The 21624-nt window shown below is 60.0% G+C and carries 23 protein-coding genes; 9 read left to right on the forward strand and 14 right to left on the reverse strand.

Features of this window, described 5'->3' with window-relative positions; genetic code table 11:
* Positions 1-21: 21 nt before the first annotated feature.
* Positions 22-342, reverse strand: coding sequence for a hypothetical protein (locus N4264_RS11870; RefSeq protein WP_261697250.1), 321 nt, complete (start codon positions 340-342; stop codon positions 22-24).
* Positions 343-784: 442 nt separating this feature from the next.
* Here N4264_RS11870 and N4264_RS11875 point away from each other — a divergent pair, with 442 nt between their 5' ends.
* Positions 785-2083, forward strand: a complete 1299-nt coding sequence (locus N4264_RS11875; protein WP_261697251.1) for an eCIS core domain-containing protein — start codon at positions 785-787, stop codon at positions 2081-2083.
* A 213-nt stretch (positions 2084-2296) separates the two neighbouring features.
* Positions 2297-3430, forward strand: a complete 1134-nt coding sequence (locus N4264_RS11880; RefSeq protein WP_261697252.1) for a trypsin-like serine peptidase — start codon at positions 2297-2299, stop codon at positions 3428-3430.
* 880 nt (positions 3431-4310) lie between these two features.
* On the opposite strand, the gene N4264_RS11885 is transcribed toward N4264_RS11880, so the two are convergent.
* The gene (locus N4264_RS11885; RefSeq protein ID WP_261697253.1) at positions 4311-4832 is read right to left on the reverse strand and encodes an ester cyclase; all 522 of its coding nucleotides are present in this window, start codon (positions 4830-4832) and stop codon (positions 4311-4313) included.
* A 70-nt stretch (positions 4833-4902) separates the two neighbouring features.
* On the opposite strand from N4264_RS11885, the gene N4264_RS11890 reads away from it, so the two are divergent.
* The 3 genes from N4264_RS11890 (at position 4903) to N4264_RS11900 (ending at position 7355) form a co-directional block, all read left to right on the forward strand.
* On the forward strand, positions 4903-5553 hold the full coding sequence (locus N4264_RS11890) for a TetR/AcrR family transcriptional regulator (RefSeq protein WP_261697254.1): 651 nt from the start codon (positions 4903-4905) through the stop codon (positions 5551-5553).
* 146 nt (positions 5554-5699) lie between these two features.
* Entirely contained in the window at positions 5700-6776 is a 1077-nt protein-coding gene (locus N4264_RS11895; RefSeq protein WP_261692907.1) for an IS5 family transposase, read from the forward strand.
* Between the two features lie 183 nt (positions 6777-6959).
* The gene (locus N4264_RS11900; protein WP_261697255.1) at positions 6960-7355 is read left to right on the forward strand and encodes a DUF6713 family protein; all 396 of its coding nucleotides are present in this window, start codon (positions 6960-6962) and stop codon (positions 7353-7355) included.
* A gap of 211 nt (positions 7356-7566) precedes the next feature.
* On the opposite strand, the gene N4264_RS11905 is transcribed toward N4264_RS11900, so the two are convergent.
* The 3 genes from N4264_RS11905 to N4264_RS11915 form a co-directional block, all read right to left on the reverse strand.
* Positions 7567-8115, reverse strand: coding sequence for a DUF2947 family protein (locus tag N4264_RS11905; RefSeq protein WP_261697256.1), 549 nt, complete (start codon positions 8113-8115; stop codon positions 7567-7569).
* A 67-nt stretch (positions 8116-8182) separates the two neighbouring features.
* Positions 8183-8662 carry a YehS family protein gene (locus N4264_RS11910; RefSeq protein ID WP_261697257.1) on the reverse strand — a complete coding sequence of 160 codons (480 nt, stop codon included), beginning with the start codon at positions 8660-8662 and terminating at the stop codon, positions 8183-8185.
* 319 nt (positions 8663-8981) lie between these two features.
* Positions 8982-9833 (reverse strand): hypothetical protein, encoded by an 852-nt coding sequence (locus N4264_RS11915; RefSeq protein WP_261697258.1) that lies wholly within the window; start codon positions 9831-9833, stop codon positions 8982-8984.
* 837 nt (positions 9834-10670) lie between these two features.
* Between N4264_RS11915 and N4264_RS11920 the strand changes: the two genes are divergently transcribed.
* Together N4264_RS11920 and N4264_RS11925 are read left to right on the forward strand one after the other, a co-directional pair.
* Complete coding sequence (locus N4264_RS11920) at positions 10671-11438, forward strand: hypothetical protein (protein WP_261697259.1); 768 nt, start codon at positions 10671-10673, stop codon at positions 11436-11438.
* A 170-nt stretch (positions 11439-11608) separates the two neighbouring features.
* Positions 11609-12142: a P-loop nucleotide/nucleoside kinase family protein gene (locus tag N4264_RS11925; protein WP_261697260.1), complete on the forward strand. Its 534-nt coding sequence runs from the start codon at positions 11609-11611 to the stop codon at positions 12140-12142.
* Between the two features lie 48 nt (positions 12143-12190).
* Here the strand turns inward: N4264_RS11925 and N4264_RS11930 are convergent, their stop codons facing one another.
* The gene (locus tag N4264_RS11930) at positions 12191-12529 is read right to left on the reverse strand and encodes a hypothetical protein (protein WP_261697261.1); all 339 of its coding nucleotides are present in this window, start codon (positions 12527-12529) and stop codon (positions 12191-12193) included.
* Between the two features lie 1243 nt (positions 12530-13772).
* Between N4264_RS11930 and N4264_RS11935 the strand changes: the two genes are divergently transcribed.
* On the forward strand, positions 13773-14318 hold the full coding sequence (locus tag N4264_RS11935; RefSeq protein WP_261697262.1) for a plasmid pRiA4b ORF-3 family protein: 546 nt from the start codon (positions 13773-13775) through the stop codon (positions 14316-14318).
* Positions 14319-14343: 25 nt separating this feature from the next.
* Here the strand turns inward: N4264_RS11935 and N4264_RS11940 are convergent, their stop codons facing one another.
* Positions 14344-15261, reverse strand: coding sequence for a hypothetical protein (locus N4264_RS11940; protein ID WP_261697263.1), 918 nt, complete (start codon positions 15259-15261; stop codon positions 14344-14346).
* A 208-nt stretch (positions 15262-15469) separates the two neighbouring features.
* Here N4264_RS11940 and N4264_RS11945 point away from each other — a divergent pair, with 208 nt between their 5' ends.
* Positions 15470-15808: a hypothetical protein gene (locus N4264_RS11945; protein ID WP_261697264.1), complete on the forward strand. Its 339-nt coding sequence runs from the start codon at positions 15470-15472 to the stop codon at positions 15806-15808.
* Between the two features lie 712 nt (positions 15809-16520).
* On the opposite strand, the gene N4264_RS11950 is transcribed toward N4264_RS11945, so the two are convergent.
* From N4264_RS11950 to N4264_RS11980, 7 genes are all read right to left on the reverse strand, one after another.
* Entirely contained in the window at positions 16521-16862 is a 342-nt protein-coding gene (locus N4264_RS11950; protein ID WP_261697265.1) for a hypothetical protein, read from the reverse strand.
* Between the two features lie 740 nt (positions 16863-17602).
* Complete coding sequence (locus N4264_RS11955) at positions 17603-18217, reverse strand: hypothetical protein (protein ID WP_261697266.1); 615 nt, start codon at positions 18215-18217, stop codon at positions 17603-17605.
* A 3-nt stretch (positions 18218-18220) separates the two neighbouring features.
* The gene (locus N4264_RS11960; protein WP_261697267.1) at positions 18221-19528 is read right to left on the reverse strand and encodes a zinc metalloprotease; all 1308 of its coding nucleotides are present in this window, start codon (positions 19526-19528) and stop codon (positions 18221-18223) included.
* 174 nt (positions 19529-19702) lie between these two features.
* The gene (locus tag N4264_RS11965; RefSeq protein ID WP_261697268.1) at positions 19703-20050 is read right to left on the reverse strand and encodes a Rap1a/Tai family immunity protein; all 348 of its coding nucleotides are present in this window, start codon (positions 20048-20050) and stop codon (positions 19703-19705) included.
* Between the two features lie 11 nt (positions 20051-20061).
* Positions 20062-20847 carry an IS3 family transposase gene (locus N4264_RS11970; RefSeq protein ID WP_261697269.1) on the reverse strand — a complete coding sequence of 262 codons (786 nt, stop codon included), beginning with the start codon at positions 20845-20847 and terminating at the stop codon, positions 20062-20064.
* A complete protein-coding gene (locus N4264_RS11975) occupies positions 20844-21140 on the reverse strand; it encodes a transposase (RefSeq protein ID WP_261697270.1) in 297 nt (98 codons plus the stop codon). Before N4264_RS11975 ends, N4264_RS11970 begins: the two co-directional genes overlap by 4 nt.
* Before the next feature lie 99 nt (positions 21141-21239).
* A complete protein-coding gene (locus N4264_RS11980) occupies positions 21240-21548 on the reverse strand; it encodes a hypothetical protein (protein ID WP_261697271.1) in 309 nt (102 codons plus the stop codon).
* Positions 21549-21624 lie beyond the last annotated feature (76 nt).

Genomic DNA, 21624 nt, shown 5'->3' on the forward strand with positions numbered 1-21624 from the left:
GAAGCCATATGACCCCGCTGATCAGCGCGCTAATCGCTGCCGTTGAAACTCCGCATGACTCTCCAGCGTCGTCACCGCATCGACAAAGTCGGTGAGCTGGGCGACGACGTAACCGGCGTCGTGCATCAGGTCGGACCGGCGTGGATTGTCGCCATGGGCCGCCGCGCGCAGCAGCTGCGCCACGGTACGCAAACTGGCGAGCGTGGTATCGCGGATATGACGCGCAGCGTGCAGGATGCGCGGAAAATCGTGGTGGTCCTCGGCCAGGACGGCTACGAGCACATCCTGGATACCGTACTCGGGGGAGGTGTCGGCCTGATCGTCATCGTGAGAATGGCTCATGCATCGCTCCTTGATGGCATGGAGCGGGCAGGGCGCGACGACGGAGCCTTCGATGAATGCTGCAACCGCCTGCACCGGCGTGAAAGCCGGTGCAGGCGGCGGGTACGACTCGACGGCAAGTGTTCGCGGATCGCGAACGGGCGTTCCATGCGGAGAGACATTGCGGTGTCCTCGACGAGTGGGGAGTACCCGTCACCGGACCCGAAGCGGTGACGGACGGCGCATGGTTGGCGTACCGGATTCTCGAACCGGCCAGCATTGCTGCTGCCACGCGCCGCCCGCCGTTGAAACCTGAGGGTATCAAAGGGCGCCCAGCCGACGACTGGGCGCGAAAAAAGCGCCGTCATCGTCGGATGGGCGCTTGGGGGCGCCGAGAATACCAGGACGCCAATCCTGGGCTGCCGATTTGGCGGCAGCGGGGCGATTCTTGCGGAGATGCCGGGTGGGCGTCAATCCGTTTGCGGGTGAATATTCCGGGCGGGGCGGTATGGCGGGACGCGTTCCTATTTCGCAGCGGTGGGAGTTCCTTGCCTCCCATCACAGCAAGGATCTGAGGCGTCCACCCGGCGACGTTCCCATCGCCCATTCGGTGCGCACGTCGAACGTGGATCTGGTGCTTGACCGCCGAGAGGGGATCACCATGAACGCCTGCGTCGTTCCGAGAGTGCTGCTGTACTTGCTCGCTTGCGGCAGCTGGTTTGCGTCGACGGGTGCACTAGCCGGTGGATTGATCGGCGATGCCATCGACCTTGTAGCTCCTGGTGCCGGGAAGACGTTGGACGATGCACACCGGCAAGTCAAAGATGCCATTCCCCCCTACAAAATCATCGAGGAAGGCGGAACCCGGCTCGTCAACGAAACCCTGGTGCAGGCTTCTGCGCCGGCATTGGAGCGATTGATCGAGGAATCCCGCGATGATGCGCTACGCCGTGGCGTGCAGCCCATACCGCACGCAATTCGACGAAACCTGACGGGGTTCGTAGCAGAAGGGTTGCTCAACCGTGTCCGATACCGGGTGCGTGGCGGCGGCGACCTGACGCTTCAGGTGAACTCGATCCGCTACGGCAAGGCGCAGGCGATCACGCTGGAATACATCGTTGTGTTCAAGGAAGTCAACGACGCGCTCTACAACCCCACGCTATGGGCGCACGAACTGTCGCACGTCGAGCAGTTCCAGAAATGGGGGATCCGCGACTTCGCCATTCGCTACCTCCGCAACCATCACTCGGTAGAGGCGGATGCCTACGCCGAGCAATCCCGCTATGTGGCATGGGTTGGATGGAGAAATTCGCAGCAAACGGGAATGCGTGGACGCATGAGCAATGCGGACATGGTGAATCGCCCGGTTTCGCCCTTCGCGCACAATAGTCCTTCGAGCACCTGCGGTACCGCCGTGATCACCTGCCAGGTAAACGGTTCCGCGCCCGTTGGAACGCCTTGCTGGTGCAACACCGCACACGGTGCCGCCACGGGCTCGCTGCTTCCCGTGACGGTTGCGGTGAACCGACCGGTTCCTGTTCCACCCCTGCCGCCGCCATCTCTGCCAGCACCTTTACCACCGCCCCCGCCTCCGTCCGTGAGTTTTCCCTCGGGATACGGCATGCAAGTCTGCGGCTGCTGGGGTCCCAATCCGCCTCCGATGGCGCCAGAACCTCGCTGTGCCAGCAAGCAAGTTCGGTTAGCCGTGTGTCCGGGGTTGTGCGCGCCGGGGCATCCGCTGTACGGATATGTTTGCAGCTGACGGGAACGAACGCGGGCCGGATGGCGGGCGTGGTTTGCGAGCAATTGCGAGCGTCAACTACGGCCGCGTCGACGCAGTCATCGCTGGTGCGGAAGTGCCACTCAACAAATCGATCACCACTGGTGAATGTGGCAAAGTGGACGTCACAGCATCGACGCCGGTATCCGTCCCACGTCATTGCGAGGAAGTGGAACCACTATTGGGAGCTTCATCGTGGCCACGGGCAATCAGCCGCCGTTTGAGGAAAGAAGATGGGAGCAGGAAGCCGCATTTCGCGATCGGGAAGTGCTGGTCAAGGAACGCGATGCGCAATTCCGTGATCGGGAACTGGCCATCAAGGAGCGGGAGGTAGCGCTCCGCGAAGGCGAGTTGTCGCTCAAGCGCGATGAACATGCCTCTGCCAGTTGGCGCAACCCGCTCGTCGTCGCCATCATGGCAGCCACATTGGCGGGGCTGAGCAACGCGGTTGTCGCCATCGTCAACGGGCGCTTTCAACGCCAGCTGGAAGACGGGCGCGCCGAACAATCGCGCGTTCTGGAAATGATCAAGACGGGCGATCCCGACAAGGCGGCCAAAAACCTTGAATTCCTTGTGCAATCCGGACTCATCGCTGACCCGGCGCGTGTGGCAAGCATCGAGAAGTATCTCGCCGGCCGCGCACCAGGCAGCGGTGCCGCACTGCCTGTCCAAGGGGCCATGCTAGGGGGAATTACCGGAGAAGACGACGCTGTTCCTGCGGAGAACCTGTCGTCGCAATCGGTTGTTGGCCGGTCGGCGGAAGCAGTGGGGCAGATTCGTGGATCCATGGACAACGGAGCCCTGACGACCTGCACGGGATTCCTGGTTTCGCCGGACCTTGTGATGACAGCGGGGCACTGCGTCGACCACCTGCGAGAAGCGACCTTTTACGTGGGCGCGAGCAGTCCCCTGTCGGAGTACCGCATGGTGCTGCCGCCCGTCGCAGTGCAGAACGTGCCGATCGGGCTCAATTACGCGCTGTTGAAGGTGGAGGGCACGCCCGGCAACAAGCACGGCATTCTGTCGCTATCCACCGAAGCACCCAAGCTCGGCCAGCCCTTGGCGGTCGTCCTGTTCCGGGGTACCCGGCGGCGATTGGCCGTCGTTGGAAATGACGACTGTCGCGTCAAGGCACTTGACGATCAGCACTTGTTTCACCTGTGCGATACAGGGGGCGGAAGCTCCGGGGCACCCGTGATTTCCGCCGCTGATGGGACGGTCGTCGGGCTCCATGTTCGCCGGAGCGAAAAGGGTGGCGCGGCGATCCGATCCGATGTTCTGGTCGGCAAGGTGCCCCCACTTCATGCCACAACGTCCGCTACTCAATAGCGAATTTTGGTTGGAACCGAACCGGCACATCCATGAATTGCACGATCGCTCCGTCGCGTGCATCCCGGGTACCCGTGCATCGTGGATGTCCTGGATTGCCCTTCTGCGGCGGACGTAGGACTGGCCAGCAAACCGAGCCTCCCCGCAGAGAAGGCGCGGCATGCGCCGCGGGAAATGCGGTGTAGCCACTGGTAGTGCTGGGGGCTTGAATCGTGTCTGGGGGCGCCCCACCGGCGCCACCGTTTCCGAGTTCAGGGGCCTCCACTGGCGATCGCTCAGCGTCGACCGGAAGCCACCCAGCGCCGGGCTGAAATCACTGGCGCGCGGCTGCCAGTCAGTCGTGTGTATGTGGTTTTTGTTCAGGGTGGGGGTAAGTCTCAGCCAGCGTCTACTCGGATTTACTCGGCGTTGATTGTCGATCACCCGGCGTCGATTGCCGCGCAGTCACCCCCGGATGAACATCGGTCAATGCCGACTGAAAATCACCCACACCCCCGGGTCATTTTTCCCGAACGACGAGTGATCGCCTGCCACGCGTGGGTGAATTTCACCCGCGCGTGACTGACATTCAGTGGCGCTCGGCTGAAAATCACCCGCGCGTGCATGGTTGGAAACCAAGGCCGACGGAAATTCACTCGCCTCCGGGTGATTTCCACCGGGCATTGCTTGACCGCCACTCCGAACAAAGTGGTTGTTTATGGACGCTGCGCGGGCGATTGGCATCGCCGGGTGGCGACGGAATAACCGTGGTGCCAGCTGAGGCAGGAATTCGGGCAGATGGCAACATGTCCAGGCTATGTGCCGGGGGCATCTGCTGTATGGACATGTTTCACCCGACGTGACTGATTCACGGACGCCAGAAACGCGGGCAATCCCCCGTCTACTTGCCTTCCTCCGGCGAAGCATCACCGCCGAGCAGCCCGAGCTGCTTGAGCATCGGGTACTGATCGAAGCTGGTCCATTCCTCGGCAATCTTCCCGTCTTCCATGCGGAAGATGGTCATCCCCCACAGGTTGCTCATGCGCTTTCCCGTTGCCGGAAGGCCATTGCCCGTGCCGGTATTGGTACCTGACCCGCTCCAATGCACGGCCACCATGTCGCATTCGGCGACGATGCGCAGAACATCCATGCGCAGATCGGGGGCGGCTTGCCGCCAGCCTTCGCTGGCCGCGCGGTCCTCTTCGCGACCGGCGTCGCGGTTGGGTCCGTGGGCGACGAAGCGCGGATGGTAGATGGATTCATTCTCGGCGATGCGGCCCTTGCTCAGGATTTCTTCGAACACCGTGCGCGCAATGGCCTTGTTGTGCGCCACGGCCTTCGGGCTGCAGTCGGCGCCAACGGCTGCCGATGCCGCAGGGGGCCCTAGAAAGGTTGCAATCAGTATGAAAGTAAGGTGATTCATCGCGCGCCCTGCTCGTTGGCCTTACGGCGTAAGGTGGACAGTCTCCACCTTACGCCGTAAGTTGTAAACCATGACCAACGACCCATCCAAACCCCGAAGGGCGAAACCGCGCCTGGCCTTGAGTCGGGAGCGCATCGCCGAAGCGGCATTCCAGATCGTCCATGCCGAAGGGCTGGCAGCCCTCTCCGCGCGCCGGCTTGCTACCACGCTGCAGTGCGAAGCGATGTCGATCTACCACCATGCGCCGAATATGGACGCAGTTCTGGACGACATCGTCGATCGCCTGCTGTCACTGCTGGCGTTGCCGACCCACGAATCCCGCAACCCGCGTCGCGACCTCCTCACCCTGTCGCGCGGATTCCTCGATCTTGCCGACCGCCACCCCCACGTGTTCGTCGTTGCCGTATCGCGCCGCTGGACGACACCGACGGCCTACGCACTCGCGCAGGCATCTGTCAGCCTCTTCCAATCCGCCGGGGCGCCACAGCGTGCGGCATTGCGCAATGCGCGCATTCTCGGCGCCTACCTGGGCGGTGCCGGGTCTGCTCTGGCCGGATGGCGCCTCAGTCATGGCGACCCGGGCACCGAAAAGCACAGGGCGCTGGATGCCGCCGCGCCGAAACTGAGGCGCCAATCGACACTGGGTAACGTCCGCCGCGATCTGGATCTCGGTTTGGGCGTTGTCATCGATGCCTTGTTGCAACGGGAGAAGCGCCAGTAAGACGGATGCCGCCCCGGTTGGTTTGTCCGAATTCCCGAACCGGCATTGCGCCGCTACTTCATGGACGTGGAATGGCTAGCAGGCTGTTGAGAAAGCCCCATTCAGTGCAAAATGCAGCATTCCGCCATTGACTGAAGCCACTCAGCATGCGAACACCGGACGTTCAGCAACTCGGATTGTTCTCCTACGTATCGGTCGAGGCACGCGTTCCGCCGGATCATCCCATTCGTCAGTTGCGGGAATTGGTTGACGGAATCTTGGCAAATATGGACGAACTATTCGAGTCGCGTTATGCCAGGATCGGGCGGCCGTCCATTCCGCCGGAACGGTTGCTTCGTGCATCGCTGTTGCAGGTCGTGTACAGCGTACGCAGCGAGCGACTGCTGATGGAACAGCTGGACTACAACCTTCTGTTTCGCTGGTTTGTTGGCCTGAATATCGACGATCGAGTATGGGACCATTCCACCTTCTCGTTCAATCGAGATCGGTTGTTCGATGAAGAGATCGCCCAACGATTTTTCGATCACACCGTGTTGGTGGCGCAGCTCAAACAGCTGGTGAGTAACGAGCACTTTTCGGTGGACGGAACACTGTTGGAGGCTTGGGCCTCTCACAAAAGCTTTCGCCCGAAGGACGGCGACGGTAGCGATGACAGCGGAAACTTTCACGGTCAAAAGCGCAGTAACGAAACACACGAATCTACGACGGATCCCGACGCACGCTTGATGCGCAAAGGTGCTGGCAAGGAAGCCAAGCTGTGCTACCAAGCCAGCACATTGATGGAGAACCGGAACGGTCTGCTGGTGGGAGTTGATGTACGCCATGCGACTGGGACATCCGAGCGAGAAAGCGGCCTGTTGCTGGTCGACGAAATGCTCCTGGGCGCCGGATGCACATTGGGTGCAGACAAAGCCTATGACACTCATGCTTTCGTAGCCGCGTTGAAGGAGCGTGGTATCAAGCCTCACGTTGCCCAGAACAATAGCCACCGTCGAAGTGCAGTTGACGGACGCACCGCATCAAGCAAGGGATACGCGATCAGCCAGCGGGTTCGAAAGAAGATCGAGCAAGGATTTGGTTGGGTCAAGACCATCGGTGAACTTCGAAAGCTGACTCGCGTGGGACTTCCGGCTGTACGCGCATGGGTTACTTGGACATTCGCCGCCTACAACTTGATCCGCATCGGCGGCATCCAAGGATGGTGGAATCCTTCGCCGACGTAGCTCGCGAGTCCCACACTGTCGATCAGCTACTGCACCACGAACGAACACTTGGCCAGCTTGATCTGGGCGGAAATTGGGTTTTCTCAACGGCCTGCTAGAATCGATGAGTAGCGCAGGCCCAGGCAGGCGGAGTGCGGTATTGCCGGGGCCTGCAATCCGCGACTCCCACGAGGCTTATCGGCAATGATCACGCTCAACCGTATCGCCGCGCTCGACATGGCGCTTGTCTTCGCCCACCAAGGCGATGCGGCCTACTGGCATGAATGGGAGATGTTCCATCTGCCAGGCGGGATACAGGCCTTCGATGTTTTCAATGTCGTGATATTCGCGACGGTGCTGATGCTCTTCATCCCTGTCGTCCAGCGGCGCCCGGAGGGGTACAAGTGCTCAATGGCGATTGCGGCCCTGTGTGCAACGGTATTGCCGATTCATGTCGGCTTCGCGCTGGCGGGTTTTGATCAGTTCCATCTTCCCGTATCGCTTTTCCTGATCGGTGCCAGCTTTGTCGCGGCGATCACGCACGCGGTGGTGACGTGGCGGGCAAGGCACGAGTTTGTTGCCGGGGGCGTTTCGGCCTGAAGCGATGGTGGGGCTGGACGGGTCAACCGAATGACTCCGCCCTCCGGGAAAAGTGCTCGACGCGCCAAGCGAAAAGGTTCAAGCGTCCAGGAAACGAAACAGCGAAACCGGGACATCCATGAATTGCATGACCGACCGCCGGTAGATGGGTCGGAAATTCCGAAGGTGGTTGTCCTGGTTTGCGTGCGTGGTTTGCGCGTGCGCGCGCGTTTCAAGCCATCCGAAGTTCCCGGGGCGGGTCACGTCGATGCATGTGTTGCACGTGACCTGTCGGCGCAAAACAGAAAGCACACAGTGAATCGCTTTCTCGCGACAGCAAAATGGGGGCTTCATTAATTCGCATCAGAAGGTCTGGCCAGAATCTGACGAACGAGTTGAACCTCAGCGACACCGCCACGCGCTTGCTCTCAATAAGTAGAAGAGGTCGCTCCCGGTTCCAGCCTGATATCTCAGCGATTCTCTCGCAGAATTGGTGATCGATTTCCTTGTCACCGTGCTGTGGGCGCCAGTTGCCAATCCAGTTTTTCTCACTTGTTGAGACCCAGGAGTTCTCAGAGACGTCGAATATCCCGCGGCAGTTGGCCGAATCAATATAAGACGTCCACGCGTCATGCGCTTCCTGTAGGTCAAGCAGATAGATGTCCGCGGCATCGACCTGGTCTGCTGGATGCTCATCAAAGCACCATGCAAAAGATGACTGCCTGACAGGTATCACGGTGTTGCCTCGATTTGGTTTGTCGTGCGAAATCGGAACATCCATCTTGCTCGCCCATTTGCTGGCGAGCGGAAAGGTGGTTGTCCTGAATCGGTGGTCCCGCACTCCACTGTCAGGCTTGGCCTGAACCCCGCACGCGGAGCGTCAGGCCTCTGAGAAAATTCCGTAGCATCTGGTCGCCGCAGGCGCGATAGTTCTTGTGGCCGGGCAGGCGGAAGAGGGCGCTCAATTCCGGCTTGGTGACGGGGAATCCGGCATTCTGGAAGATGTCGTGCATGTCGCTGTCACGGAGCTGGAACGCCACGCGCAGTTTCTTGAGGATCAGGTTGTTGGTGATGCGCTTTTCCACGGGGCGCGGTGGAAGGCTTTCATCACGGCCGCGGCAATGGAACACCAGGCCATCCAGGAAGTGCGCCAGCATGGTGTCGCTGCATTCGGCGAAGTCCGCCTCGCCATCCTTCTTGAGGTAACGGCGTACCTGGGCCTGGTCGATCGGAAACGCGGCGTTCGCGAGTTTGGTGATTTCCGCGACCTTGATTTCGCTCAGGTCGAGCATGAAGCGGATGCTGCGCAGCACATCGTTGTTGATCATTGGAATTCCCAAAGCATTGGACGCGCACATCCGGGTGGATGCCCAGCTCACGACCGGGCTGCGCGACGCCTGTGCCGGCGCCACCCCTGGCAGAGCGCAGGCCAGGGGCGGCGATTCTAGATCAGAAAGATCGGGCACACCCAGGAAGATCTGGAAAAGATCTCCTGCAAATCCGGGAGGGTGTGTGTGGGTGAATACCAAGTCGTGGTTGTCCTGGATCGCACTGGATCGCACTGGATCGCAGCGTGAGAACTACCGCGCTGTTGCGCCGTAGTTCCACTGGTCGCCATTGACACTCCGTCTGCGGCGACCCGCGGGGTCAGTACGCCAGGTCATGCACGCGGTTCGCCTCGCCAACAAGCTGACTCTTGGAAATCTTTGCCAAATTGTGGGCCAGGAAGAACCTCTTGAGCCATGGCGCCTCATGGAATGGCCGTGCCGCTGACGCGTGCAGCCATTGCTCGATGATGATCGCGTCGTTCTCGCGGTTGAATTCTTCGATGGCGAGCGGTTCTCCCGCACGACGATGCGACCAGTCGTAGCCCAGATCGTCGAAGTACAGCGGAACGCGCAACAGATCCCGTTCGCCGAGCTGCTCGACGATCCTTAATGCCGCGCGGGTCGATGAATACAGATCCAGATCGAACGCGACGAAGCCGAGCGGACAGTCGAGCTCATCGCGAAGGAACGGGGCTACCGTGTCCTCGACATTCCCGATCACCAGCTGCGTGTTCGCGGGAAGCGCCTGTCGCAGCCGGTCCACGTCCATCGGGAAGTCCCCTGCCTTCCACGCGTCGGGATGGTCGCGGTAGTCGCCACAGAAGGTGGGCAAACCGGTTCCGGCGTCAAATCCGTAGACCCGAATATCGATTCCGAAGTGCCGGGCGAGATCCTGCGCATGGCGCGCCATCGCGAGCAGGCCCCGGCCGCCCGCGCAGCCCATTTCGGCCACTGCAATCCGAGTGAGTCCTTGTGCACGGGCGAACTGCGCCGCCTTGAGAACACCAAAAAGGTACTGTGGGTAATCTGCGGCATCCCAGAACGACTTCACCGGCAACGGAGCTTTCACCCGCCGGAGGATCCATCGGGCGAGCAGCCGTATGGGCGGTTCGCAGGCGATGGTGAAGAGGGTCTGGTTGAACGCTTTCGTCAATGAGTTGGCCAACGGCATCCTCGACTCAGTAGAAAAAGGCCCCCTGATGCGACAACGGCATTCAGGCACGGCGATGAAGTTATCCGGCGGGACCACGGGGCAGCCGACGCCGTCATGAAGTTCTTGTTGGATCGGGCGGCGGTTCAGAGCCCGGGCAGCTGGCGGCAGGCGTCTCGACATCGCAGGCGGCCAGCGCGGCAATGCTTCCGTAGCTGAAAGTCCTACTGCTGCGATTAGGCCATGCCGACAGCATGCAGGACAAGCCTATGCTGGCGAGCAATCTACGCGACAGACCCGCCCGCTCGCAGGTGACCTGCGAAGAGCGGACATGGTCTGCCGCATTCCGCCGTCCTTCGTGCATGCAAATCTGGGACATCCATGGATTGCCCCGGGGGGCGTGCTGAGCTGCGCGTCTCCCGAGTGGGTCGGATGTCAATCCAGTCGTCAAGCGATTCCGACCTGTGCCTCAGCGCGCGAGGTTGCTGAACCTGGGGCTTTGCGGAATCCTGGTTGTCCTGGCTTGCGTGCTCGGAGAATCAGCGGAGTGCCGGCAGGCAGGGTCGGAAAATTCTGAAAGGTGGTTGTCCTGGTTCCGGGTGTCCGGGAACCGGGGCAAGATCATGTCCTGTTTTGTGGGAATATTCCGAAACTTGGTTGTCCTGGATTGACTTTCGAGCGTATCGACGTGGCCCACGGACAAGATGAAGTAGCCGGCCACACGATTACTATCGGCTGCAACGACGAAGGTTGGCAGAGCCACACCTTCCGTGCTAGCTGATTGTGCTTTCTGGAAGCAAGCCAACCATTGCGGGCTTGCAGGTGCTCATGTCGAACCTACTCCGGGGGAGTGGAATTTTGCGAATCATCTTCCGCGGCGATCACAGCGAGGCTCGCAAGGCGCTGATCGCCCAACTAGGCGCTGCGGGACCTGCCGCCGAGGCTGTACTCGACCAGTTGGCTTACCTTCTCGGCAACGCGATCCTTGTTTTTGAAGGCCCTCGAGAACCTGCAGTCCGCATCGAATTGTCCGATGTCGCCGGACGCATCGTTCAACGGTTTGATCCTGCGCGCGACGCCAAGGGGGCGGTCCGGACGGATCATGTGCCGATTCCCGAGAGACTGCGGCAGTTCGTGAGGCACAGCGGGGCCATGCGAATCTATTTCGCCGGTGCGGAGGTATACGATGATGGAGAGTTCGGCTTGGACGTACCGCTGAGCAATGTTCCAATCTTTGAAATGTTCGAGCAGACGGCATTTCACTCCGAGATCTTCCCGGTCGCCGAGGCGATAGCATTCCATGGGATGCGGCCGTTTATTGACGACTGCTTCTCGGCTGAAGAGATCAAAGCGCTGGATGCAAACATCTTTGTCTTTGCCGTGCATCATCGTGGCGACGAGTTACGGGACTATTTGTTCTTCGATAGAAATGGATCTTTCGGGAGCTTTGAATTCGATGCCAATGGCTACTCTAAAAGCCAGGAAGCGTTGGTAAGAATCATGCGTCGGGAGTTCGACCCTGAAGATTTTGATCCACTGATGGCGAGATTTTTCAGTCTGAGCATGATTGCGTTCTTCGACCGACTCGGTGAGTTCTGGGCTCCCTGGTGGGATACCGCCACCTGACATAAACAAAGCCGCTCCCGAGACAGCGCTGCTTTCTGCACATCGGCCGCGTTATGCGATGCCCGCACGGCACAGGCGGCCACATCGATCGCATCGTCAGGCCATGGAATCAGAATAAGGCTTGCAGTAGGGTCGGAAAAGCGGAAATGCGGAAGAGGAGTTCGAAGCGCATGCGCAATGCAGCGAAGTTACACTTCTTCTGCGGCAAGATGGCCGCAGGAAAATCCACCCTTGCTCGCGATCTCGCGGCAGCGGAAGGCGCGGTTCTGCTGGAACAAGATGCGTTTCTGGCTGCACTCTATCCGGGCGAAATTCGTGGAATTTCCGATTACTCCCGGTGTTCCGCACGCCTTCGGGACGCGCTGACACCGCATATCTGTGCACTTTTGTCGAAGGGAATCTCTGTCGTTCTCGATTTTCCCGGGAACACCCTAGGCCAGCGTGCCTGGTTTCGTGAGCTCGCCGAGAATGCGGGCGTTCAGCACGCGCTTCACTTCATCGACCTCTCCGACGCCGTGTGCAAGAGCCAACTCGCCCACCGAAGCCAGCATCTCCCGCCCGGCACTCCGTGGACCACAGAAGCCGAGTTCGACGCGATGACCGCCTACTTTCAGCCTCCTTCGGAGGACGAGGGATTCAACGTGGTGTATCACGATCGTAGCCGTCCGGCGCTCCCACCTTCCACGCCACTGCAGCGGCGCTAGGTAAGCAAACGGTTCGTGCCCAATCTGCTTGGCGGTGGCGATCAAGGCTCATGATGACTGCGGCGCGTTCGCCAGCAGACTGGGAGCCCGCAAAGAGCCAATTCTTGCGTCCAAGGGCAATGGGTCTGATGGAGTAGCGGCGAGGTCAATGGCCGTTGTGGCGGTCGTGGTGTGATCGCTGCGGATGACGTAGACCTGGTCGCCTGTGATAGCCCACCGGGTGATCTCGGTCAGGTCACCGCTGTAGCGGCTGCGGGAGACGCCGGTGGGGTCGAGGGTGATGGTGCTGGCGGCGGGGCCCTCGCCGCTGGTGTAGATGATGGGCGTGGTGGCGGATGCCGTGGCTTGCAGCAGCAGGCCGGCGGCGATGGCGATGGTGCGTTTCATGGGATCTCCGGATCGGGGCGTCGAGGGCGACGGGCAATAAAATGGAGTCCCGCGTGCCGGCTGGGCGTTGGAAGGGAACGCGACGGTGCGGCACGCGGGGAGGAGCCCTGCGCAGGTCAGAGGGAGGGGGCCATCGCCATGGCCATGGCGACGGGTGGGGCCGGGTCGATTCTCGGCGTAGCACGGCCGTGCTCGTCGGCGCGGTGCGTGCCGAGCAGCTGCTCCGCGGGCGGCTGCCGGTCCGGGGCGATGGTCCGGTGGGTTCAATGGAGGGCAACATCACCGGAAACAACGTTGCGCCGCTCCGGAGCGGCGGACGGCGCTCCCTGTGGTATTCGCGGGTGACTGGGGTTCAGATTGCCGTGCTGGCGCAAATTGCTCGGTGCCCCCAGCGAAAAGCCCCACACGCTGAGCAAAAAGCCCGGCGCTTCCACCAAATCGCTCGGCCGTCCGAGAAACATGCTCGGCGGTCCGGGAAAACAGCTCGGCGTTTCCAGCAAAACGGCTCGACGCGCCGAGCGAAATGCCTCGCGCGCCAAGCAAAAAACGTCAGGCGCCCAGAAAATTGCGCCGCGGTCCGAGCTTTGGGCTCGACGCGCCGAGCAAAAAGCCTCGCGATTCACGTTCCGCACTTCACGTTCTAGGCAATTAGGCCGGCTCTTCCGGTCACCCATGCTTGTGCATCCCGCAAAAAGCTGGACGCTTGAAGCTCAGCGCCCCACGCACGGACCAAAAGGCTGGCCCGTCGGGTCGCAAAGCTTGTTGGACGAAGCTTCGAGGCCCGAGCGCGCAGCTCTTTGACCGACGTACCAGGCCTACCAGCCCCGCGTTTCAAGCCCAAGGGGTGGCGAGTGACGCAAAATGCTGCGTGCATGCCGCCAATTGCTGCGTCGATGCCGCAATTGCCCTCCTGGATTGCGGTGTTGCCGGCAGGCAGGGTCGGAAAATTCTGAAAGGTGGTTGTCCTGGTTCCGCTGGTCGGAAAATTCTGAAAGGTGGTTGTCCTGGTTCCGCTGGTTCCGCCCCCTAGGTCGGATCTCAATCCAGTCGTCAAACTATTCCGACCTGCGCCTCGGCGCGCGACGTCGCTGGCCTAGGACTTCACGGCGTCCTGGTTGTCCCGGATTGCGGGAAACGCCATGCTTGCGGAATCGCGGATGTCCGAAATTGAGTAAACTACCCGGCCATTCGTCACGCAAGTTGTCCGACTCATGGTCGTCAGGAAACCAAAAGCCCCCCGACGTTGGCGCATCTGCGTGTGGAGTTGCGGCATGTCGACCCGCTGGTGTGGCGGGAGTTTGTCGTTCCGGTCTCCGTCACGCTGCGGAAACTGCACCAGATCCTGCTGACTGTGATGGGTTGGAGCGGCGGACATCTCCATTTGTTTACCGCTGGTCACGACCAATACGGCGTGCCTGATCCCGATTTCGACGGCGACGACGTGCTTGACGAGGCGCGAGTGCGGTTGAGCACACTGATCCGTCATCGCAAGACATTTACCTACCTTTACGACTTCGGTGACGGTTGGGAGCACAAGATCACCGTGAAGCGAGTGACGCCCGCCATCGGTCCGTGCCCGCACCCATTCTTCCTCGTCGGCGAAAACGCCTGTCCGCCCGAGGATATCGGCGGGCCGCCCGGCTACAGTCATTTCCTCACAGTGATGGCCTCTCCTGATCACGAATCACATCAGGAGATGGTGGAGTGGCATGGCGCCTTGTTTGATCCAAAGCACTTTGACGCCGAAGCCGTCGGAAGCGCGCTGCGCGCTTTCACGTTTCGAACGTAGCCCTGTGGGGCAAAGAGGTCGCGTCTCATGCCCTGCGCGGAAATGGTGGTGAATCACGACGCTGATCGATTGATCGGCTGGCACCGCCGCCTTTGAGCCAGCATTGGCCCAGTTCTTTCGCCTTGTCGATGAGCGTTTGAACTGATCCGACGGCGCGCCAATAGCGAAGCTCTATCGTGAAGACATCAGCCTGCCATTGTTCTGGCGTGATACCCAGGGTGCGAAGCACCGCCGGCGGATCGGCGGTCAGATGAAATCGCTTGTCCGGACGGCGTTGACGTCCTGACCAATCCACCAAGGCCACATAGTCGATTGACCGGATCGACAGCGGGCGATCGATGCTGCCAGCGACGGGCTTAAGCAGCTGCGCGCCATCGATTTCCAGGAGTCGGCGACGAATTGACGTATGCGCCGACGATGGCAGATCCTGGGCGATGCCGGCACGAATCGGATTGAGGTCGACATAGGCCATGCAGGCCAGCAGGGCCGTTTCATCGAGCAGTGCCTGGCAGCGATAACGTCCTTCCCAGAAACGACCAGTACAGGCGTCTTCGCGATTTGCGCGCCGCGCGATCGGTTCGTTCAAACAGCGCATGAACCAAGGCAGTGACGACAGACGTTCGCGATAAAGGGCGACTTTCGCTGGATCGGCAGCGATGTGCGTTGCGCGCACAGCGCAGGCAGCTTCGTCAACCGCGTTGTCGCGTCGAATAGGACAGAGTCGCATCCAACGCTGGGCGACTTCGTCCGCTGTCCATCTTTCGGCAATGTACGGCGCTACATGTGCCACAACGTGAATATGGTTGCTCATGACGGCGTAGGCGTACACGCCGATGGCGAAGATCGACGCCAATTCGTACAGGCGATCTTCGACCCATTGCTTGCGGTGTTCGTAGGATTGACCGGTGAAGCGATCCTCGCCGCAGAGAAAGGCGCGTCGCACACAGCGCGAGATGCAGTGAAAGTCACCGGCGCTGCCGGGCGTGACGAAGTGGTGTCGTGGGGCGCTCATGGCGCCACTATTTCATGGTGGCGGTGCGACAAGAATCAGCGGATTTCTTGCAGCGGCGTCGGAAAATTCCGAAACTTGGTTGTCCCAGATTGCCTCTGGTGAAAGTCACCGGCGCTGCCGGGCGTGACGAAGTGGTGTCGTGGGGCGCTCATGGCGCCACTATTTCATGGTGGCGGTGCGACAAGAATCAGCGGATTTCTTGCAGCGGCGTCGGAAAATTCCGAAACTTGGTTGTCCCAGATTGCCCGCGACCAGAATCAGCGTAATTCTTGCAGCGGCGTCGGAAAATTCCGAAACTTGGTTGTCCCAGATTGCCGTCCCAGATTGCCGCATTTGTCGGCGCGTTGAACGAATGCAGGGGAACCAGGATACCCATGAATTGCAGGCGCCGGTGCCAAAGCTACTGGCGCGCGCCATTCTGTTCACGGCGTCGGCGAATGGCTCGATGGTGCATCGGAAAATGCTGATCGAGGCCTAGGCGAATGCCAAATCGTGGTTGTCCTGGATCGCTCTGGATCGCTGGCGCCGGCGCCGGCGCCGGCTGCGACGCTCGCTTGGCGCGAAGGCGCGCGACCACCGCGCCGGGAGAGTTGGCGTCTCCCCGTGAGCGGTGATCGGCGTCTGGTGCAGCCAGCGATGGCGATCGCGCAGTTGGCGTCTGCGCGCCTCGATCGCCGGGATTGCGGGTAGAGGTTGAGTCGATAAGGTTCCTTTAGAGGAAACCTGCGCAGGTCAAAGTGGATGTGCCGCCGCCGTGGCCACGGGAGCGGGGTGGATGCCGGTGGTGAGGTACTTTGTGCCGCGCTGCTCGTCAGCGGTGCGGCGTGGTCGAAACCCTTCGCGAGCGGGTTCCAACCGCGCGGGTAACCCCAGCCTCGGCGTCTTCTACGGCAAATGTCACCAGAAACACCGTCGATAGCGTCGAGCAGTGGGGGGCCTTTCCGGGAAGGACGACCACCGCCGTTCGCATACGTGCCCAGACCAAAGGGCGACGGTGTTTCCTGTGGCATTCGCAAACGAAAAGGCTGCTGCCTCGGTGGCCCGGGTAAGCGCAGCGCACCCGGGGTGAACTACGAATTGCCGCTGGATCATCCGCGTCAACGCCACGCGCCGTTTCTCCGGCGTCGACGCAGAATCACCCCGGGTGAACCCTGCGGGTTAACCCGGGCTACAGAAGCAACAGCGTGTGCTTACGCCTTGACCGACCCTTTGCGCGCCGACCGCTGCCACTGGTAATCCGCATGACTCTCCAGCGTCGTCAAGGCATCGACGATATCGGCGAGCTGGGCGACCGCGCGGCCGACATCGTGCACCAGATCTGATCGGGGTGGATCGTCGCTGTTGGCGGACGAGCGCAGCAGCTGCGCCACGGTGCGCAGCGTGGCGAGCGTGGTTTCGCGCACGTGGCGTGCGGCGCGCACGATGTGCGGGAAATCGTGGTGATCTTCGGACAGGGCTGGCACGAGCAGATCGTGGATGCTGTATTCGACCGCGGCATCAGCTTGGTCATCGTCATCGCGGGAATGGCTCATGCGTCGCTCCTCGATGGGATGAGGCGGGCACGGCGCAGCGACAACGGGGCAGGGGAAGAACGATGCAACCGCCTGCACCGGTATGTGAGCCGGTGCAGGCGGCGGGTACGACTCGACGGCAAGTGTTCGCGCGGGGCGAACGGGCGTTCCATGCGAAGAGACATTGCGGTGTCCTCGACGAGTGGGGAGTACCCGTCACCGGACCCGAAACGGTGACGGACGGCGCATGGTTGGCGTACCGGGTAACCGACCGGCCAGCATTGCTGCTGCCACGCGCCGCCCGCCGTTGAAACCTGAGGGTATCAAAGGGCGCCCAGCCGACGACTGGGCGCAAGAAAAGCGCCGTCATCGTCGGATGGGCGCTTGGGGGCGCCGGCTACACCAGGACGCCAATCCTGGGCTGCCGATTTGGCGGCAGCGGGATGGATTCTGGGAAACGGATGAGGCCACGTCAACCCATTTGGTGGGGGAGATTCCGGGCGGGAGGGTATGGGTGGGCGTGTGTCCGATGCGCAGCAGAGGCGTCTCGGAATTTTCCGGCGACGGCGTAGGCAGGATCCTAGGCATGGTTGGCCTGATCTGCCCCTATTTCATGGTGGCGGTGCGACAAGAATCAGCGGATTTCCGGCAGCGGCGTCAGAAAATTCGGAAACTTGGTTGTCCCAGATTGCCACTCCAGATTGCCACTTGGTTGTCCCAGATTGCCACTTGGTTGTCCCGGTTTGTGTGCAATTCCGTGATCACTCCGTAGTTGGTCGAATCCTGCGCGAAAGCTGACTGAAACTCGCGATCAGAACCAACGCGCCAATCACAATCAATGTGAGGGTCGAGGTCGCAGGAATGGACACCGTGGAAAGCCCCCGAGTAATGAGAACTGTCGCCGCATTGTTGTTGGGGTTTCCCGCTGGGTATTCACTGTAGAACGGCGAGAGACCGAACCCTAGCGCTGTGAGCTGCGGCGCCTGGGAAGTTACTAGAAGAGCGAAGTCACAGTGCCGTGTCTCGCCTACCGCGAACGGCCCCCCAAACGTGGTAGCGAACCAGAATAGATTGTAGTGAGGGTCAGAGATATCGTCGGCGGGTGAGACGACGAGACCGGGGCAATTGGCGACGTAGACGTTTCGGTCGAACTCCAGGTAGTAGTTGGTGCTAATCAGCGAGACGCCAGTAACGATGGCTGGTCCGTGGTTGGTCAAGGACAGGCGGAAGCTCACTTGGTCGCCTGGACTGAGGTCCGATGTCGGAGAGGCCGAGAGCTGCACGCCGATATCCGACGGAAGCACAACGAATTGCGCACGTGCCAAGATGGGTGTGAGGATCAATAGCAAGAGGAACACAGATCTGACGATGCGCATCTGCTACTCAAACCGGTCGGCGAAAATGCGCCCGAGGTGGGGACGGTACTGTGCCGCTGCCGAAGAGAATTCGGCAATTGCTCTCGCGTTCTCCCTCAGGTTTGGTGTGCCTGTTCGAAAGTCGCCGGCGTACACCTGGGCATTTGCGTAGTGCAGTACCTCAGGACAGCCATAGGGGCAGACTGATGGATAGGTCATGATCGTTCGATTCTTCACGCCTTTCGGTGTGCTGATCCAATGGTCGTATGCCCAAGGGCGTAGCGGCGTCGGGTTGGTTTCGCTCTCCGGATTGTGATTCGCGCCGATGACGTGGGCGAACTCATGTTGAAAGGAGAAATTCGCAAAGCTGCAAGCCCGCTTCGCGACTGCGACAGCAAATGGGGCGAAGCTTGGACCGGGTGGGGGAAGGCCGAAGGCGGGCTCGAAGGCTCGTCCGCATTGCCCGACGCCGCCCGATTCGGCAACCAGCATGACGATATCGGCTGACCAGTAGTTGCGCAGTCCGGTCGGTTCCGGGTCGTCCGTCAGATAGGTGAGGTCTGTTGAAAAGCTGCCGCTGCCGGGATACTGGACTTTCTGCGCCTTCGCGAGAGCTACTTCAGCAATCACGGGCTGACCGGCGGTAGTGCTATTTGTCATCGCCTGTTGCGTCACATCGACAGCATGCTGCATGTAGGCCAACGAATTTGCGTTCCCACCACCTGGATCGAGCGCCGCTCGCACGCCCTCGGTGTAAAGGACAAGAATATCGATCGATGTGTCGACGGATTCCGCTGCCGCCATGGCGCTTTTCTTCGACAGGTTGGCGGCGTGTGCGTTCGGGCTGGCGACGCGTTCCGTATCGTTTGCGTCAACCGCAACTAAAGCTGAGTCATAGCGAATCAGCTGGGTGGCTTGTGCGTGCCTTGGTGGCTCCAGGCCGTACGCGGCATTTTGGCAGGAGATCGTTCCCCTGAGGATGTTTCTTACGGACGTGAATATTCCGCTACACCCACCGCCTCGGCCTGTCCAGAGGAATCCCGCCGGCTCACGATGTTTGCCGACGTCTTTGTTGAGGGTGACTGATGGGCGATCTGGGAAGTTTAGGACAACCGTCTGTGGAAGTGAGGCGAACAGAGCGGCGTTTACGGTGACGTTCCACGCCGCGACCGCTCCCGCGTCCGAGGTTGCACTTGGCTGTACGTGAGCGCTCGTGTCTAGAAAGGCGGTGCGGCTGGATGTCGTGGTGGGTATGTCGAAGCTGATCAGGTTTGCTGTTGCGAATGCAGGTGTCGCGGTAGCCAAAAGTGATGCGAGTACTGCGGACTTCATCGATCTTCCCCTGTCTACTATAGGCGTTGCTTCAATCGTGTGGACCTCGATCCGATTGCTGTTCTAGAAGTGAACCGTAATGGCGTCTTCTGAAACGCGATCAGGTGGACAGCGTCGGGCATCATACTCACTTTGGAAAATTCAGAAACTTGGTTGTCCTGGCTTGGGCTGCCGTTAGCTACAGGGGAACGCAGCTGCCAGCGCACCTTCGACAAAGTAGTATCCCCGAAAATGCCAGGTTTCCGGATGGGCGTCGACGAATCGTGCGACTACGGTAGCTACTTGCTGGATAGACACATCATTTGGAATGCAAAAGAGTTCATTCTTGCCGCCGGTATCCGCTATAGCCGCTACGTATCCGAGGAAATATAGCGCTCCAAGATGGTCATCGTCCTTTCCTGCCTTTGCCTCCATTCTTTGGAAAGCTTTGCCAAGTTCCGCCAGTCGCTTACCTCCAACAAATTCCACTTGTGTTGGAGTTGCGGACATTAGCAATGCCAGCACAATTGTGATGATCGACATAGACTATTCCTTCACTCCTGCGGGGGAGGCAGCCAGGCCGGAAAATCCTGACAAAAAGTGGTTGTCCTGGTTTGTTGGTTCCGGGGTTGCTGAACGCTTACGGTGCTGGTGGGTGAGGAATCAGCGGAATGCCGGCGGTGGGGTCGGAAAAGTCTGACGCTTGGTTGTCCTGGTTTGTGTCGGAATTCCGGTGGTAGGGTCTGAAAATTCTGAAAATTGGTTGTCCCAGTTTGCTGCTGATTTCGGGCAGCGGCGTCAGAAAAATCTGAAACTTGGTTGTCCCAGTTTGCTGTAGCCGTCATTCGATCCGACATCGACCAACCGACAACACGCCGGGAAAATAGGTCAAGCACGACCGCCAAGTAGAGCCAGCCTTCCGCCGTGTCCACAAATGTAATGTCCGCGACCCAGGCTTGGTTAGGACGCTCGGCACTGAAGTTCTGCTGCAACAGATTCGGCGCCACCGGCAACGAGTGCGCGGAATTCGTTGTCGCCTTGAATTTGCGCGCCGCCTTGGCGCGTAAACCTTGTCGGCGAAGGCTTTCGGCTACTTGGTTGTGTCCCGCATTGATGCCTTGCTGCTTCAAACCGTGAGTCAAACGTGGCGCCCCTGCTCGACCTTTTTGCGCCCGGAAAGCGCTATCTACAACGGTATCCAACGCTGCTCGTTGGCGGGTCCGTCGCGACGGCTTTCGCTTGCGCCACTCGTAGTATCCACCCGGCGAAACGGTAAGCGCACGGCACATCATCCGCACCGAGTGCTGCCCTTCGTTCTCGGCGACCACGGCGTACTTCATTTGGGCTGTTTCGCGAAGTACGCCGCCGCTTTTTTTAAAAAGGTAACTTCTTCCTCAAGACGGGCGACCTCGCGCTTCAGGCGTGCATGGTCCGCCAAAATTGCCCGCTGCTCCTCGGTCATTTGACCCGCTTGCTTGGACTTCAGACGCCACGAATACAGCTGGCTTTCCGCCAATCCCAGGTCTTTCGCCGCGATAGCGACGCCGTCCTTCTCGGCGCGGGCCAGCGCCTGTTCCTTGAACTGCGCGCTATAGCGATTGCGGGTCTTCTTTGCCACAACTTTCTTGGTCATTTGCCTCACCTCAGATGGCGATATTGAATCGCTTATCGGGGTGTCCGGCAAACTGGGGTAGGATCACGGTTGCCCAATTTCGCCGGATTGCGAGGGGGCTTATTTCTGTTTTTCTAGCTGGGCGCGTCGAATTTTTTCAGCGGTATCTTTAAGCTGCCATTCGTTTGTAATGCTCTCAAAGTCAATGTGCTGTGTCTTGCTAGCTTCGTGGATTGTTCTAAAGGCATTCTCGACCGTCTTGTCTAGAGCGGGATTAAAGCTGAGATTTTGATTTCTGGAAATTCTTTCAGCGCACACTTTGAAGCATGGCGGATTTGGTTCGAATGGATAATCCGTGCAATTGCAGTCCTGACTGTTCGAAATTGGCGTAACTAGAATTGCCAAGAAGAGCAGAATCATGCGGGGCATGGTTATTCCTGTGGAAGTTCGTCGGAAATAATCCAGTGGATAGTTGTGATCAATAGCCATATGGCAAATGAAAACA

Origin of the sequence: Tahibacter amnicola (assembly GCF_025398735.1) — a bacterium.
Taxonomy (GTDB): domain Bacteria; phylum Pseudomonadota; class Gammaproteobacteria; order Xanthomonadales; family Rhodanobacteraceae; genus Tahibacter; species Tahibacter amnicola.